The organism is Ureaplasma canigenitalium ATCC 51252 (assembly GCF_000712165.1).
In the GTDB taxonomy this organism is placed as follows: domain Bacteria; phylum Bacillota_I; class Bacilli_A; order Mycoplasmatales; family Mycoplasmoidaceae; genus Ureaplasma; species Ureaplasma canigenitalium.
The window spans coordinates 72799-90302 of sequence record NZ_JONZ01000005.1; the positions used below are offsets into that span (position 1 = coordinate 72799).

Here is a 17504-nt window from a genome sequence, read left to right on the forward strand (position 1 = left end):
ATTAATGTAAAATAACGAAGAGGTAAGAAAATGCAGGGTTTACGTTTACTAATGAAGAGTATGTCTCGCTTGCTCTTCAAAAACAAAATTTTGATGGGTCAACTTGCTGTTTTAATGGTTGTTTCAACAATTATCATCACTACATCTACTACCGTTATCCAGCGACTTGACAAAGCCCAAAATGACATCATTAACTCTGGATTGCAGAGTGATTTTATTATCTCATCAAAAGAGGATCAAACAATCCACTTCAATGAGATTGAAATTAACGATAAAATAGTTAAACACGATGATAAAATCCAAAATTTCTATATTTATAACAAAGCGAAATATAGTAAAGATAAACCTTCATATATTGACCTTGAATATCCTAATTCAAATACTCCATCTCAATATTTTTTTCCAATTAATTTAAATAACCCTAATGAAATTTATAACCTTACCGGAAATTACTCATGAGACCAAATTAATGACCTTCGAATTAAAACAGTTTTCTGATTTGATAATAACGAGGTAAGTGACCAAAACAAAGCAACAAACTACAATGATCTTGTATTTCAAGAACATAATGGTGTTCTTAGTCTTAAAAGAGCATCGCATTTAAATGGTGGTCGTGTTATTTACCGAAGTGACTTTGTCGATACCGATTCTAATACCATTAATGTTAATACCGCAATTGTCAAAGAAGGTGACCCATTCGGGGAACCCTTTGATTTTCAAAAAAGTGGAGTTCCTTTTAAACCTATTAAAAATTATGAAGGTAATACTCTTATTAAATTAGACTTAAATACCTTTAATGTTGTTGAGTCTAGTAATAATAATCAAAAGGCTCATTCTAATGATCCGGTCTGGTTAAACTTTAGTAAAACATTTGAAATTCTGGTTTCAAAAATAAATACCGAAGCAGTTAGTGCTCCTTTTTACGGTATCGACCTTTTCATTAATGAAGATCTACTACCAATTAAATATAAGTTGTTTGCTAAATACCTAAAAGAAAACGATAAAACAATTAAGACAAGTAAAGAACTTGATATCAAGAATAAAGCACTTGTTTACCGTGATCTTTTTAGAAACAAAGTTTACATTTCTAAAGAAATGGTCGAGGACCCAAAACAAATAGATGCCGTTCTTCAAATCATCGGTCAAGCAAAACAAGAAATCAGCAACAAGTTGCGTTCAAAGGTTGCTGAGTTTTACGATGTTTCTACCTTCCAAGCAAACATTAATAACACAGAAATAAACCAACTAATTTTTAATATTAAAAAAATTGAGGACGAGGAACGACTCCTTGGAAATACCCTTGTAGGGACAACAAGAGCTAAGACCCTTCGTGATGAAAAGGTTCGTTTACAAACAAAATTAAATGAACTTTCATCCATTCAATTTCTTTCAAATAAACTAAATGAGAATCACTTTACCGCTCGATTAAATAAGTACGATCTTTTTTATAAAGAACACCAAACAACTAACCTAACCGATGCTAAAACCAATACTAACTATATCGTTACTAATAGCGATTTACCAACCTATACCTTCCAGGGAAAAATTGCTGACAAACAAAATTGAATCGACAACCCTGTCGCTATAGATAAAGAATTTCAAAATAGTTCCAACTACAAAAAAAAATATAAACGACATTTTTTCAATACTGATAATGATGAAAATTTAAAGCGTTTTTCACTTGCTTATAATCATTACACTTCTTTTCGTGACTCAATTATTAAACAATATGAGAACGACCCAAAATCTAATAAAAACATTGATATTTTAGACCGTGATTACACACCATATATTGAAATTAATGATTTGTATATTAATGATTTTTTTTACTTCTTCAAAAGTCTTTTCTTCAATGGTAACTGAACATTATCAAATCAATATTTAACTCAGGCATATTCCTTTAAACCTTTTCTATATGAGATATTACTACCATTTAGGGATAAACAATATCAATTTAAACTAAAAAAAGGCAATACTGATAAACCAGCATACGGGGTTTTTGTTGATTATAATGATAAAACAAAAAACAATGAATATCATTACATTAAAGGTGAAATTTACCGGGATAATTTTTATGTATTCATTAACGAACAAGACCATTCGTTTAGTCGAAAAATACAACTTGTTGATATTGTTGATGAAATCAGTAATAGTTATCACTTAACAGACACAAAACTTGATCCTGAAACATCAAATTCTTCTCTCTCAATCATTAATTTTGACAAAGGTATTAAAAATATTGAAAGTCAACCAACAATTGCTGACTTTAATCAATGAAAAGCAAAAAACGAAGAAGATTTCAAAACTTTTAAAAAAGAGTTAAGTCGTTTTATCAAGCAATACCGCTTTGCTAATCAAAAATATACTCCACAAGGTGTGTTAATTGAAGCTTATTTTTATATTAACCGGATTATCTTCCTACCATTTACTCTTAATATTATTAACCGTTCTGGCGATATTGCTTATGTTTCAAATAGTTTTTTAAATAATCAAAAATTACCTTTATCTGAAAGAAAAAAAGTTGGGGATATCAAAGAATATAACGAAGCTCTTAAATTACCATATATTGTTTTTGATAATCAGCCTGCTGTAAGAGAAATAATCGATGCTAACGGTCACCGTAAAAAGGTCGCAAAAGACTATTTAAGTTGAATTAAGTACTTAGTTGATGATCAATACAAAATAGAAATTAACGGTCAATTCTTCTATATTCTTGGTGGTTTAGAAAGTCCCGATTTTCTATTTCCTTCCTTTAGTCAAACAGATATTCTAATTGATACATCAAAAACAACTGTGCTTTATTTAAACCAAGCTGGTTTTAATAAATTAAAAACTTTTAATAATAGTGTAAAGGTAGATAACTTTTACACAATTAAAACGAACGGTAACCGTTATGATGTTTTAAAAAAATCAATTCTTTACAATGAGTTAAAAGATGAGTTTCAAGGTGATAATAGTATTTATCTTTCAAAGATTAATAACCCTAACTCATTGTTTCCGCTTCATTACAAACGAACCAACTTTTTAAATAGAATCAAAAACATCATTGTCGCTGTTAGTGTTAGTTTAACATTAATTGTTTTTATTCTTTCGGTTTACTTTATCGCTTTAAGTATCAAAACTCTATTAAATAAAAATAAAACGATTTTCGGTGCGATGCATGCTCAGGGAATTAACCGAACTTACTTGTTTCTTTCCTTCATCCCGTTCATTACCATTCCAGCTATCTTCGTACTAATTGTCGGTTATACAGTTTCTTATTTCCTAGCTCCGCTAATTGTCAAACTATTTATGGACTACTATACAATTCCCCTACCAGAACACACAGTGTCGGTTGGGTGAATCTTTGCTATTCCTTCTTTTGTCATTATTACATTAAGCATTATTTGTTTTATCGTTAACTTTATAATCCTAAGTAAACCAATTCCGAACATTATGAGGAACGATGCTGGTTTTGTCCCGACCAAAGCTGTTTGTTTTGTTAAAAAAGCACTCCATCGTCGTAATAGTACAACAAAATTAAGTGCAACTTATGTTGTCGCAAATGCTCTTAAAATGTCGATGCTATTAGGAATAGCTTCAACTTTTAGCATTCTAACTACAATCATCGTTACAACACGAGATAATTTCCGTCAAGCTTCAGATATCACAAATAAACAACGTAATTATTTGTATGCCGTTGATTTATATTCTCCAACTGAGTACGGTGGTTTATATTTAACAGAATCTTTCGACCGGATAGGTCTTTCAACTATTTCATCACCCTTAAAACGAAATATCCAACAAAATAATATCCCTATCCCACTTAATAATTTAAATAATACAGAAGTGCAAGTAAACTTCTTAAAACCAAATGGTGATAAATTATCAATCGCATCAAAAATTGACCAAAATGGTGAAGTAAAAATTCCTTACCAATCACTTCTTAATCAAAATTTAACCTTCAAGAATTTAACATTAAAAGACCAGATAATTCTTGACCAAAACAACATTAATCCCGACCTTATTAGTTATAAAAATAAACCTTATCTGCTTGATCTAAAAAATGAAGAACAAATGCTTTTAGTCAAGTCTAGTGCGGTTCCTAGTGAAGATGCTAAACACCAATTAGAACTTAAATTAGTCGATGAAAACAATAAAGAATATCATCTTGCCGGTTTAATTAAAAATGGTTTTTACCAGTTCAATCTTTCAAGTCTCGACCATTTAAATCAAACCTTAAACATTCTTGGTGTATTTAGTGATGAGCAAGCTGGAAGTAAACGGATTATTGAAATAAACGATGAAAAACAGCAACCACTTAAATACTATGCCTATACAAATGGAAAAACTCTATTCAAAAATGATTTTAAAACTAATCAAGTTTATTTCAAACTAGATAAAAGTAAATACGGTAACAAAGATTTAACCTTGACTTATAAAATCGGGTCAACTAGTGAAACTATAAATGCCCTTGCTAATGATAATGGAGAAGTAATTTTTAACTTAGATCAACTTCCCTTCCTAAGTCGAAAGCAATTTTATAGCATTGATAAATTAACTCTTGGCGATGAATTGATTTTGACATCACACGAATTTAGTCCTTCGGTACGTATATTTGAAAATCACTTATACGGTCACTATGATGAACTAACAAACAATATTGTGTTTGATGTTCTAAAGAAAAACCGACCCATCAAGATTACTCTAAAACAAAGACAGCAATCATTCCTACAAGATCCTAGTTTATCATTAAACATAGAAGAAGCTACCTACGAAGGATATCTTGATCGACTTGACCAAGCAATTCTTAAATACTCGAAACTACCAACTGGTTATGTTTATGAAGTGAAAGATGTAACAATTGGGGTAAACACAAGTATTTTTAAAAATGAACAGATTCTTATTAATAAGGTTGTAGACACTCACCTACCATATGCTAGTGAAATTTACAGCAATGCTTTCCGTAAAATTAATAACCTAGGTACAACCAATCCTGTTTACGGGGATTCTTACGATAATATTTATTTCCCATCAGTTAGTACACAACCTGAATTACACAATAATATTAATTTTTTTAACTCCAAAATAGTTACTAAATCTGGTCTAGATGGTGATATTAAAATTAGAGCAACAAATTCTGAAATTGAATTTAATCCGTGAGTATTTAGCAAAACTTTTCTCCCTCAAAACTCGGTAGCCAAAGCTGAGTTACACGAAAATGAAATGCTTGAAGAAGCATTTAAGGTTTTTGGTTATGAAATTATTAATGGTAAAAAAGTCGATCGACTTTATGATGTACCGAACTTCAATAATAATGGGATTCTAAAAAACATCAGTTTATGAACTAAAACAGGTGAAGCGCCAAAAAGTCTCGATGATGAAAACAACTTCTTTATTAAGAAGGATGGTGTTTGAAAAATAAATACAAAGAAAGGTGTAGCATCTGACGGTGGTGCTGGTGAATTTTCACCCGAATTTGTTCGTTTAATAATTCAGGTGATGACACACGAACGAACTAAGAATCTACAATATAAGATTGCTCTAAAAGCGGTTAATATCGATAGTCCCAAAATCCAACAAACATATACCTACCTTGACGGTAACTTACAAACAAAAACCGCTCCTGGAGCGAGTTTAGTTAAAATTATTGGAATTAATTACGATGAAAACATTAATCCTAATTTAGATAATACTCAAGTTAAATTAATTAGTGAAGATAATGTTAATTTAATTAATTTAATAAGTGATGAATCTTCCTTAAATAAAGTAATTTATCCTGTAATCATTAATAAAGTAACAGCAAAAAAATATCACCTTAAGGTAAATGACCTTTTTGATTTTAACCTTACCAATCACATTAATCGCTTTAACCATAAGTGAACTAACACCAGTCCCAGCTATAGCAGTCAATTTAAGGTTGTCGGAATTACTAATTCACTAATTGGTGAGCAATTCTTCATTAACCAAAAAGTCGCAAATAAACTCATTGGGTTCGATGAATACATCGAAAAAACAAAAACAGAAAACGGCTTCCCGATTATTAAGCAACGGGCATTTAACGGATTCTTTACCAAAGAAAAAAATCCCCTTTTCTTTGATAATCTAATTTCTTTCTACTCTCCATCAGGACTTTCTCCGGCACTTGTTGAATGACCCGAGTTTAATACTAACGGTCTTGTGAAGAATGAAACATACTGAATTTTTCAAAACCGTTGAGCCGAAATTAATAACTACTTTAATGCCCATAGTGGAGTAAAAGAAGGAGTGTTCCCCGCCTTAAATGATGAGAACTATATTAAATTAATAGAAAAAATCAAATCCGTCTTTGGAAAAGAAGCTAATATTGCTTCTTTCCTTAGAGTTGATGCGAACATTAAAAACGAAGTTTTTTCAGATATAGTTGACCATACCATATCAATTTTAATGTTAAATGTAATTCTTTCCTTAATGCCTGTCTTAATCATTATCATTGTCCTTATTGCGACAACACTTGCGAATGAATCGAAAAACCTAATTGCCATGATGAAGATTCTTGGTGTTCGCGATTTTAGAAATGTCAATAGTTTCGCTTTCATTTACCCAATTGTTTGAATCCTTACAGTAGTTTTTGCAACACCGTTATCTTATGGGGTAATTGAGCTCTACAAAAATGCAATCTTTAGTGCTTTCAGTATCGTCATCATTCCTACAATTCCATGATGAATATTCGTGGCTTCCTTCGGTTTTGTAGCACTAGTTCTTCTTTGTGCTTGATTATACACATATCAAATGACGAAGAAACTCCATTTACCTACAGTTCTTAACTCAACATTAAATTAATTAACCCTGTATAGTAAAAAAACTTGACACTATGAAATAAATAGTGTATATTTTAACTAAATCTTAAATGAGGTGAATGCATTGGTAAAAATTCGTTTAACTAGAGTTGGTACACATAAGAAGCCATATTTTAGAATTGTTGTAATGGATGCTAAGACTAAAGCAAATGGTCGTTACATTGAAAATCTAGGACACTATAACCCAATTGATGGTAAAGTAGTGCTTAATCATGAAAGAACATTAAAGCAATTACTAAACGGTGCTCAACCAACTCTTACAATTAAAAACATCTTAAGTGATCAAGGAGTCTGAAAAGAATTCATTGCTATTAAAGATGCAAACAAAAAAAGAAAAGCAGAACTAAAAAAAACTAATAAATAAAAGAAAGGGAAGGTCAAAACATGCCTGTTTTTAAACTAAACAAAGGAATGATAATGGATAGTGTTAACAAGACACAACTTAAAACTGACATTCCTCAATTTTCTTCTGGTGACACAATTATAGTACATAACCGAATTATTGAAGGTAAAAAAACAAGAATTCAAAAATTCGAAGGTGTTGTACTTCGTCGAAAAGGTTCTTCTGTAAGTGAAACAGTTATTGTCAGAAAAGAATCTGACGGTATTGGTGTCGAATTAAGTTTTAACATCCACTCACCATTAGTTGAAAAAATCGAAGTAGTTCGTTACGGTAAAGTACGTCGTGCATACATTTCGTATATGCGATCACGTTCTGGTAAATCAGCTCGAATTAAAGAACTTAGAAAACAACCTAAGGCTTAAGGATAACCACAATTTGTGGTTATTTTTTTTACTATCTGAAAAATAAAAACACCAGGAAATGGTGTTTTAAAATATAAATTCTCAAATAGCTGATTAAATTGATTATTAACCTAACATATTGTGTTTTTTAAGTGTTTTCAAAGTTTTTGCAGTTACTCGTACCCGAGCTGTTGTGCCATCATCTAACTTGACAGTTGCTCTTTGTAGATTAAGGTTTCAACGACGTTTTGAGTGATTCATCGCATGTGAACGAGTATTACCACTTAATGGACCTTTACCTGTAATTTGATCTTTCTTAGCCACTCTAAACACCTCCTAGGTTAAAATCTGTAAATAACATAATAAACATTATACAACAATATATAATATATTTTTTTAAAAAAACTATTTTAAAGTAAAATATAAAATATAATAAGGGTAAGTATCAATTACCTTTTTTTATTATTAAGTTAACTAAGAATTGGACTGTTGATTGACATGAGTTTTGAAGAAACTAAATTTAGTGATAATTTAATTAAAGAACTCCTTAGTACTTCGATCAAAAAGGTACCAGGTGTTAAAAAATTTACAATATTAGATCAAATTTGCGATTTTCAAAACCATATTTATTTCATTGAAATTTATATATCAGATGAAATCATTAATCTCATTAGTGTCGCGATTGAAGTTAAAAACATCGCTTATTACGAGTTAACTAATCAAATTAAAAATCACGATGTGGTCGTTAATGTCTTAATTGGATAAAGGAAGAGAAGTTACATGAAACAAATCAATTTAGATTTATTTATTAAAATGCTTCGTGCAGGAGCAAAGACTCTAGAAATTAATAGTGACTACATTAACGAATTAAATGTCTTCCCTGTTCCAGACGGTGATACTGGTACAAATATGAAGACAACAATGAACGGTGCTTTATCAAGTTTAAAAAGTGTCACAATCGATCATTTTAAGGATTTATCAAAACACTTTAACCGTGGTCTTTTAATGAATGCTCGTGGTAACTCTGGTGTCATCCTTTCCCAAATATTCCGTGGTTTTCTTGAAGCTCTTGAGAGCGAGACAAAAGAGGTTAGTCTACAGAACTTAATCGACGGTTTTGACCATGCTTGTCAACGTGCTTATAATTCTGTATCAAATCCAGTCGAAGGTACAATTCTTACAATTGTAAGAATGACTAACGATGAAATCAAAAAACACGGTGAATTTGAAAGCATTGATGAATTGTTTTTATTTGCTCTTGCAGAGGCGAATAATGCTTTAGAACAAACCCCTGAACTCCTGCCTTCATTAAAAGAGGCTGGTGTTGTCGATTCTGGTGGTTACGCTTTAATTTGTGTCCTTCAAGGTATGTATGAACAATTAATTGGTCAATTTGATGAAAGTACATTAATTGCTCCTAAGGAAAGTGCAGTTAAGTCTGAAATTGAATTTATTAATCCAGAAATTGATAAAGAAGTCGGTTTTGGGTATTGTTCAGAAATTGTTATGACCTTGAAGCAAAAAATCGTTCCTGATGGTCCAGAAAAAAGTGATTTCAGCCTAGGAAAATATAAGATGGAACTGATTAAATTTGGTGATAGTCTTGTTGTCATCCAAGACCAAGACATCGTAAAAGTGCATCTACATACAACAACACCGCACAAACTCCTACTAGTTTCGCAAAAGTATGGTGAATTTGACAAAATCAAGTTCGAAAATATGACTAACCAGTTCTATGAAAATATGGAACGAAAAGGTGTTAAAGTTAAACCAAATAATAACGGTGAACTTTCAAATATTCCTAAAATCATCGTCACAGTTCCAAGCGAAAGCTTTAAAAAAATGTTTCTCGAGGAACTAGGAATTGAACACATCATCGTCCGTGAAAATGACGGTAACCCAAGCATTGAGCAATTCGTAAACAAAATAAACGAATGCAACTCAAAATATGTCTACATCATTACTGATGATTCAAACATAATTATGGCCGCTGAACAGGCAGCTAAAATCGCACACGAGAATAAGATCCTTGTCAATATTATTCCAGCAAAAAATGTTTTTGAAACTCTAGTTACAACTTTTAAATATGACCCGACAATTGACTATATTGCTAATTTAAAGCAGATGAATAAAGCATATAAAAAAGCAAAAAGTGCTTTGATTAGCAAATCAGTCAGAGACATTCATTACGGACACATCAATGTAAAAACAGGTGACTATATCGGAATCATTAACAAAACAATCGTAGTTTCAACTAAGGAGCAATACGAAACCCTTTTAAAGACTATCGAACTACTTATTTCAACAGTTAAAAAACCTGAAATCCTTTACATATACTACGGTCTTGAAGCAAATTTATCGGATCTTCACCGGATTGAAAAATATGTATCTGAAAAATATGGTTTTTTCTGTGAAATAAGAAATACCAAACAATCAGTTTATCAATACTACATTGGAGTTCAATAGTCATATGAAATATCAAATCGTCGTTGATACTATGGGTTATGAAAATAAGCTTGAGGAGTGTCTCCGTGCTGTTCTCGATTTTATCAATAAGCATATGGATACTCTTGTTTACCTTGTTGGTAACGAGCGAGCAATCAGTGATTTTTTTGGTAATGATGAACGTATTAAGATCATCCATGCATCCGAGGAAATCACCCAAAGCGATACCATCATCACTTCGAGACGAAAACCAGATTCAAGTATGAAAATTGCTCTTGAATTTTTAAACAAAAACGACCAGATTGATGGTCTTCTTAGTGCTGGAAATACTAGTGTTTTTGTTTATCTTTCTTATTCAACTATCGGTCTTCTTGACCATGTTAAAAAACCAGGTTTCATGCCTTTGCTTCCTACATATGATAATATTGGAACAAATATTGTTGATGTTGGTGCTAACTTAAATGTTGATGAATACGATTTACTTAATTGAGCAATTATGGGAAATGCCATCGCAAAAACTCGTGTTGACAACCCAAAGATTGGCATTATTAATATTGGAGTTGAAGATCATAAGGGATATGATTATCATCAAAAAGCGAACCAATTGCTGAAAAATAGTACGTTAAACTATATTGGTTTTATCGAACCAAATAAAGTACTTTACCGTGAAGCTGATATTTATGTCTCTGATGGTTATGCTGGTAATCTTGTTCTTAAATCAATGGAAGGAACTGCGAAATTCATCGCTGATTTCTTAAAAACAAACTATAAGAAACCTAAAAACTGATTAGGTGCTCTTTTCTCAGTTGGTGTTCTTAAAAATTTAAAAAAGACCTTAAACTACAAAAACAAAGCCGGGGCTTTCGTTGTTGGTCTAAAAAAGATGGTAGTTAAAACTCACGGTAGTGCTGACTATGAACAATTCAGTAGTGCTCTACTAATTTTATACAATAGTATTAAAGATGATGTGTTAAATAAAATTAAAAAAGATTTAAAGGATTACTATGGAAGATAACCACCTTAGCCAAGTTGTTAAATTTCTAGAGCGTTATAAGATTAATGCTAAATCATATGCACTATATGTCCGTGCTCTTACCCACTCATCATATGCTAACGAGCATCGGATTAAAAGTAATTACCAACGACTTGAATTCCTTGGGGATGCCTTCATTAGTTGAGTTGTTGCTGACCACTTATATAAACTAACTATGTTCTTTGATAAAACAGACACCTTCAAAAAATTAACCGAAGGACAAATGACAAGAATCCGCTCACAATTTGTTAATTCAAGTCATCTTGCCTCTATTTCAATCAACACAGGGCTTAACAAATTAATCCTTGTTGGTAATGGAATTAAATTAGGTGTTGATAAGTCAAGTAGTAAGATATATGAAGATGTATACGAAGCGTTTGTTGGTGCTATTACACAAGATGCTGGCTTCGAAGATGCCTCTCGTTTCGTAATCGATACGCTTATTAAACCAATTCAGGATTCTGAGTTAGACATAAGCAAAGATTATAAAACTCAATTTCAAGAGCTAGTTCAAACTATTAGTACAAGTATTAATTATGTTCTTACAGACGACGGTAACCAAAAAACTGTCAAACTTTATTGAAATAAACTTGAGTACGGAATTGGTCGCGGGAAGAACCGCAAAGAAGCTGAAATGATGGCAGCAAAAGATGCTTATGAAAAGTTAGTCGACTTAAACTCTCTTAATCAAATGGTCAATGAAAAAGAAGGTATAGTCCAATATAAGGAAAATAAGCAAGAAATAAACGAAAATAACGAACATCAAATTAAGGTTGCTGCTAAATTAAAACAACGAGACAAAAAACAAGAAAAATCATTAGCCAAGACTAATAATAAAGTAAAAAAACAACAGCATAATAGTCAACCAAAAGATGTAAAAAATAAACAAGAACTAACCAAAAAACCACAGCAAAATGTCATAAAACAGTCTTCTTCATCAGCAAAGAAAAAGCAAAAAAGAAAGAAAAATAGAAATAAATCTGGTCAGGTAACAACCCTAAACCAATAAATTATTAGTAAATCAAACAAATGAAAAAAACTAAAAAATTAAAAAATCTTTTGCTCTGTTCTCTCGTCCTTCCTGTTTTAATAACTCCTCTTACTCTTATCTCATCAAAAAGGAACGACACTAGTGAGAAAGCGGCAGTAGTTTATGCAAACGGTATAACAACAATTGATGATATTCCTAATTTAATTAAGGATATTACTTTGAAAAAAGACAAAGATATTATCCGTTTTCAATTAAACATTAATAATTTTCAAAGCAATCAAATCAAAGAGAAAAATTCAGTCTTCTTCACATTTCTCCCTGAAGGTGAAAAATCCCTGAAAACACTCGAAAGTGTTTTCGTCTTTGATAACAATTATTATTCTTTTAATATAAACAAAAAAGACTTACCTGAAAAATTCATAATTAAAAATATCCAGTTTGAGAATATCCAGTTAACATTTAGTGACTATAAATTACAAGAAGTTAATCTAGTTGATATTAAAGATGCATCAGATGATACACGAACCACCATTATCATCGGTGCTTCAGTCGCTTCGGTCGCTATTATCGGATTAATTGTTTTAATCTTAATTAGAATTAAGAAAAATAAACAAAATCAATTAAATAAGGTATAATTATAAGACTTTGCCTTGGTTTAGAAATAGATCTCGGTTCTTTGCTAGGGTAAAGGGTATATAAATTGTTAAATGCAAAATAAGGAGATTAAAATGGCAGTACAAAAAGAACAAATCATGGAAATGATTAAACGTTTTGGAGGCAGTGAAAAAAATAGTGGAAAAACTGAAGTTCAAATCGCTATTATTTCATTAAAAATTGCTAACTTAACTGAACATATGGTTAAGAACAAAAAAGATAAATCATCAAAACGTGGTCTATATATGATGGTAGCTCAAAGAAAGAAACTTCTTGCTTACCTACAACGTGTTGATATTGAAAAATATCGTTCACTAATTAAAGACCTAAAACTGCGTGGTTAATTTCCTTTAATCATCCGCTAATAGCTACCTAACTTGGTAGCTTTTTTTATAAAAGTAAATATGAAAATAAAAAAAATATTAAAGTTCCTTGGAACTGCTACTATCATTAGTACACCTTTTTTATTACTTGCTACAAATACTGAAAACAAAACTAATGTGAAAAAAAGTGTTAATCCTAAGTTACTTAATGTCACAGTAAAGCAGGAATCAAACTATTATACTATTAGCCTCGTTCTTGATAATGGTCAAATTTTTAACTCAAAAGATGATAAATTAATTATTAAATATAAGAATCTTCTTAGTAATGAAACTTTCATCGGTTCCTATGGTTATGTTCAAAACAAAGACAATGTTCTTCTTATTACTCTTCACGATATTTCAAACATTAAGGACCTAGCTATTACATCAATTAGTTTTAAAAATGTTCAAATTGATTTAAGTCATTATGACACTGGACTAATTAATCTAAGTCAGGAGTACACTCTTTATTCAAATCAAGTGGATCTGTATAAAAGAATTGCTCTTATCGTTTCGCTTGTGGTTGGTGGATTAACTATTGTTGCCGTCATCCTTATTCTAAAACTACTGAAACGCAAAAGAGAAAAACAAATGAAAAAGAGCGAAGAAGAGAAACAAGAAATTCTAAAATAATTACTTACTTGAAATATGAATGTTTCCAAAGTTTTGAATGATATTAATACCGTGTTCAACATTACGTTCAATATGACGAAACATTAATACTAAATCACTATATTTTTTATCGTTCAAATTTTGATGATTAATTGTCTTCAACTGGTCAATTAAAAGGTAATTTAACTTGGTCAAAACTTTGTTTCTCATTGTTAAGATTTCATCAACAACTTCTTGACTATATTTATTTTCATTAAAAAAATTAAATAAAGTGGTAAGGAGCTGGTTCGTATCAGAGAAACCATCGAGAAAGTTTCTAAGTTCTTCTTTGTTATAATTATTTTCCAATAAATATTGAGCAATCATTTCAGCGTGATCTGAAATTCTTTCAAGATCTTTAATACTATTTATTGTTGCAATAATAAAACGAAGGTGCCCGGCACGCGGTGAATCTTTCTGGATGATTCACATACATTCATCAAGTATGTCAGTATAAATTAAATTAATTTGGTTCTCAAGAAAAACAGTTTGCTGCAAAATACTTTCATAAGTCATATCAGTATTTCTTATTTGATTTAATAGTAAATTTTGATTATCAATTACCTTTAAATAAAACTTTTTAAAGTCATTTAAAAGTTCTTTTTGTGATTCTTTCATAATTGAATAATTAGTAGCCATAGTTATGCGATCTTTCCAGTTATGTAATCTTTTGTTATCCGACTTTGTGGTTTAGTAAAAAGCGATTTAGTATCATTATATTCTTCAATCCTACCTTCATAGAAAAGAGCAGTGTAATCAGAGATTCGTTGTGCTTGAGTCATTGAGTGAGTAACAATAATGATTGAATATTTTTCTTTTAACTCGATGATTAGTTTTTCTACTTTACTGGTTGCGATTGGGTCAAGTGCTGATGTTGGTTCATCCATTAAAAGAACCTCTGGTTGAAGAGCAATCGCCCGAGCAATACATAAACGCTGCTGCTGACCACCAGAAAGTTTCGAACCCAACTTATCAAGGTCTTCTTTTACCTCATCTCATAATGCAGCTTGTTTTAAGGCATTCTCAACAATCTCATCAAGAATTAATTTGTCTGTAATTCCATTATTTTTCGGTCCAAAAGCAACATTATCATAAATACTCATTTCGAATGGGGTAGGTTTCTGAAAGACCATTCCAACCCGTGTTCTTAGTTCAAGTTGACTCATTTTTACACTTCTTGTGTTTGTTCTAAGAAAGAAAATTTCGCCATCATAAACTGTATCTTCAATAAGATCATTTAATTGATTAAGATTCCGTAAGAAAGTCGATTTACCACACCCTGACGGTCCAATTAATGCGGTTACTTTGTTCTTTTTAATATCAATGTTGATATCCTTTAAAACGTGCTTTCCGTTTTTGCCATACCAAAAATTAAAATTTCGAACTTCAAAGACATTGTCATTATCAAAATCTTTCTTTTGTTCGTTTTGCTTCGCAACTTTATTAATTAAAAATTGACGGAACTGGTTTCTTTTTTCTTTTGGAAGTGAACACCAAAAGTGAATTCTTTTAATCCCATTATGACTATGTTTATAAGCATAAAAAAGTTCATTTAGATTCATTTCACTAAACTTTTTTTTCTTATTGAGATCATAAACTTTGATATCTTTTTCCATAGCAATCTAGTAATTCTTCAAGTTGTTTTTCTTCTATATATTTTACTTTGTAAAATTTGTTTTTAATTTTAGTTATCTTATATTTATTAGTATCAATAGCTAATAGATTGGCCTGTTCATATGTAAGATAAAGTTTATTATCGAGAATTTGCTTAGTAAATTTCAATCAATTCACCTTCACACTATTTTCTTGCTTCTGGTAATGTTCCTTCATAGACATTTTCTTTAATACTATCTTCTTAAACCAACTAATCAATGGAATTACATAATTAAGGATAGTAATAATAGTAATAACGAGAATTAACGAAATAATCGCACTTTCATACATTATATCGTTAGCAAGAGCTGTGTTATTTTCAGTTAATTGGGCATAGATTCTAGTTGTTAAAGTCTGACCAGGATAAAGAAGATTCGTTTCCGCCGCACTCGAAAGTCCAGCTGTTAAATAAATCGGAGCTGTCTCTGAAATGATTCGACCAATAGCTAAAATCGTATTTGACATAATCCCTTTCATAGCAGCTGGTAAAACTAATTTTGTAATAGTTCCCCATTTATTTAAACCAAGACCAAAAGCATTTTCACGGACAGTCAGCGGAACTTTATTTAACGATTCAATAATCGATCTTGTAAATGTAGGGAGAATAACTAGACTAATCGTTAAGCAACCCGCTATCAAACTCTTTCCTATGGTACCAGCTGATGTGAAACCAAAAAGTTGGATAAAAACACTAAGACCATACATTCCAAAGATAATAGTTGGAGTGGAACCAAAAGCATCAAGGAAAAACATTACTGTTTTTTTTCATCAATTGTTTTTCTGATATTCATTAATATAAATAGCAACAAACAAAGCAATAGGAAAAGAAATTAAAAGTGAAATGATAATAATAATGAATGTGTTTGTGCTGGCCTGCAGCGTCGTGTCTTTACCATAGACAAAAGCGGTTGAGCTTGGTTTATTTAGAGCAATTGCTCCGTTGATAATAATGTCCAATGAGATTCATGAAAGGAAACTAAAAGCGATACTAAACATCAAAATTTCAAGGATTAGTTTGTACCAATCAAAAACAAATCCTAATTTTTGATGATGAATACGGTCTTTAATATACTCGTGGATATTAACGTTCTTTTCCTGATGTAAGTTAATTTTAGGACGGTAATTAAGTCGCTCAAAAAGAATGGATAACTTTCTTGGAATGAAGCTGAAAAATCGACTAATAAAATGTTCAAACTTCTTATATCCTTGTTTTTTCATTCGGCCTTTGTGACTTGATAAATATGAAACAATTCCGTTTAAGAACATAATGAAAACTAGAAGAAAAATTCCGAAAATATAAAGCACACCTTTAAGAGCTTCTCCACCATTTTCGCTAAAAATATTTCGTGCTATCACAGCACCAAGTGGTCTTAGCGAACTTCCGAAAAATTCGTTAAAAGTGGATACAAAAACATTATTGTAGAGTTCTGAACTAAGAATCATGCTAACAGCCATCGTTTCACCAATAGCTCGACCAAATGCAATGATCACCGCAATGATTATTCCCCCTCGTGCTTCCTTCATAAAGATTTTATAAATAGCTTTTGTATAACTATTTCCAAGACCAATTCCATTCTCAATTAATCTCATGTCAATACCATCGTAGGTATTTAGGACAAGGGCAATAATAGTCGGAAGAATAATGAATGCAAGCATAAAAATAGAACTAACAAGATTCGTTCCGCTACCAAGATGAAAAACGATATTTAACGAAGGTCCGAGAGACCGAAGGGTAAAAAGACCAAAGATTACAGAAGGAATACCTGATAGTGATAGAATTAAAATTTTAATAATTTTTTGTAACCGTTCATTTTTAATTCGGAACTTGATAAATGTTGCTGTTTTAATCCCGATTGGAGCTGCTATTAAAACAGCAAGAATTGAAGTTAAAACGGTAATCGATAATGGTAATCAAACCGATGTTCCATCGTTCGTATTTGCTAGGTTAAAATGATTGCTAAAAAAAATGTTTTTTACTCCATAAGCCTTCACACCGGGGTAGGCTTTAATAAACATAAAAACAATAATTGATAAGAAAAGAAGGATAAAAAAAGTAAAAACAAAACGGAGAAAAATCAAAGAAATTTTGTCATTTCTTTTCTTCTGTTTTAAGATGAGATTAAAATTAATCTTCTGATTTCCGTTACTCATAC

The 17504-nt window shown here is 31.1% G+C and carries 14 protein-coding genes; 10 read left to right on the forward strand and 4 right to left on the reverse strand.

Annotation, left to right across the window (positions count from 1 at the left end):
* Positions 1-30: 30 nt before the first annotated feature.
* From T416_RS0101550 to rplS, 3 genes are all read left to right on the forward strand, one after another.
* Positions 31-6801: an ABC transporter permease gene (locus T416_RS0101550; RefSeq protein WP_031489076.1), complete on the forward strand. Its 6771-nt coding sequence runs from the start codon at positions 31-33 to the stop codon at positions 6799-6801.
* 72 nt (positions 6802-6873) lie between these two features.
* Complete coding sequence (rpsP, locus tag T416_RS0101555) at positions 6874-7182, forward strand: 30S ribosomal protein S16 (protein WP_211246918.1); 309 nt, start codon at positions 6874-6876, stop codon at positions 7180-7182.
* Between the two features lie 20 nt (positions 7183-7202).
* Positions 7203-7583: a 50S ribosomal protein L19 gene (gene rplS, locus T416_RS0101560; RefSeq protein WP_031489078.1), complete on the forward strand. Its 381-nt coding sequence runs from the start codon at positions 7203-7205 to the stop codon at positions 7581-7583.
* Between the two features lie 105 nt (positions 7584-7688).
* On the opposite strand, the gene rpmB is transcribed toward rplS, so the two are convergent.
* Positions 7689-7886, reverse strand: a complete 198-nt coding sequence (rpmB, locus tag T416_RS0101565) for a 50S ribosomal protein L28 (RefSeq protein ID WP_031489079.1) — start codon at positions 7884-7886, stop codon at positions 7689-7691.
* A 174-nt stretch (positions 7887-8060) separates the two neighbouring features.
* Here rpmB and T416_RS0101570 point away from each other — a divergent pair, with 174 nt between their 5' ends.
* The 7 genes from T416_RS0101570 (at position 8061) to T416_RS0101600 (ending at position 13680) form a co-directional block, all read left to right on the forward strand.
* Positions 8061-8327, forward strand: coding sequence for a hypothetical protein (locus T416_RS0101570; protein WP_031489080.1), 267 nt, complete (start codon positions 8061-8063; stop codon positions 8325-8327).
* 15 nt (positions 8328-8342) lie between these two features.
* Positions 8343-10028, forward strand: a complete 1686-nt coding sequence (locus tag T416_RS0101575) for a DAK2 domain-containing protein (protein WP_031489081.1) — start codon at positions 8343-8345, stop codon at positions 10026-10028.
* Between the two features lie 4 nt (positions 10029-10032).
* A complete protein-coding gene (gene plsX / locus T416_RS0101580) occupies positions 10033-11022 on the forward strand; it encodes a phosphate acyltransferase PlsX (protein WP_031489082.1) in 990 nt (329 codons plus the stop codon).
* Positions 11012-12049 carry a ribonuclease III gene (rnc, locus tag T416_RS0101585; protein ID WP_051675898.1) on the forward strand — a complete coding sequence of 346 codons (1038 nt, stop codon included), beginning with the start codon at positions 11012-11014 and terminating at the stop codon, positions 12047-12049. Before plsX ends, rnc begins: the two co-directional genes overlap by 11 nt.
* A gap of 20 nt (positions 12050-12069) precedes the next feature.
* Positions 12070-12666 (forward strand): hypothetical protein, encoded by a 597-nt coding sequence (locus T416_RS0101590; protein WP_031489084.1) that lies wholly within the window; start codon positions 12070-12072, stop codon positions 12664-12666.
* Positions 12667-12759: 93 nt separating this feature from the next.
* On the forward strand, positions 12760-13029 hold the full coding sequence (gene rpsO, locus T416_RS0101595; RefSeq protein WP_031489085.1) for a 30S ribosomal protein S15: 270 nt from the start codon (positions 12760-12762) through the stop codon (positions 13027-13029).
* Between the two features lie 60 nt (positions 13030-13089).
* A complete protein-coding gene (locus T416_RS0101600) occupies positions 13090-13680 on the forward strand; it encodes a hypothetical protein (protein WP_031489086.1) in 591 nt (196 codons plus the stop codon).
* Here T416_RS0101600 and T416_RS0101605 read toward each other — a convergent pair whose 3' ends face one another.
* Genes T416_RS0101605 through T416_RS0101615 form a run of 3 tightly spaced genes read right to left on the reverse strand, consistent with a single transcriptional unit; the run spans position 13681 to position 17502 of the window.
* Positions 13681-14337 carry a PhoU domain-containing protein gene (locus T416_RS0101605; protein WP_031489087.1) on the reverse strand — a complete coding sequence of 219 codons (657 nt, stop codon included), beginning with the start codon at positions 14335-14337 and terminating at the stop codon, positions 13681-13683. It abuts the gene before it with no gap.
* Positions 14338-14339: 2 nt separating this feature from the next.
* Positions 14340-15314 carry a phosphate ABC transporter ATP-binding protein PstB gene (gene pstB / locus T416_RS0101610; protein WP_031489088.1) on the reverse strand — a complete coding sequence of 325 codons (975 nt, stop codon included), beginning with the start codon at positions 15312-15314 and terminating at the stop codon, positions 14340-14342.
* On the reverse strand, positions 15280-17502 hold the full coding sequence (locus T416_RS0101615; protein ID WP_051675901.1) for a phosphate ABC transporter permease: 2223 nt from the start codon (positions 17500-17502) through the stop codon (positions 15280-15282). Before T416_RS0101615 ends, pstB begins: the two co-directional genes overlap by 35 nt.
* Positions 17503-17504: the final 2 nt, after the last annotated feature.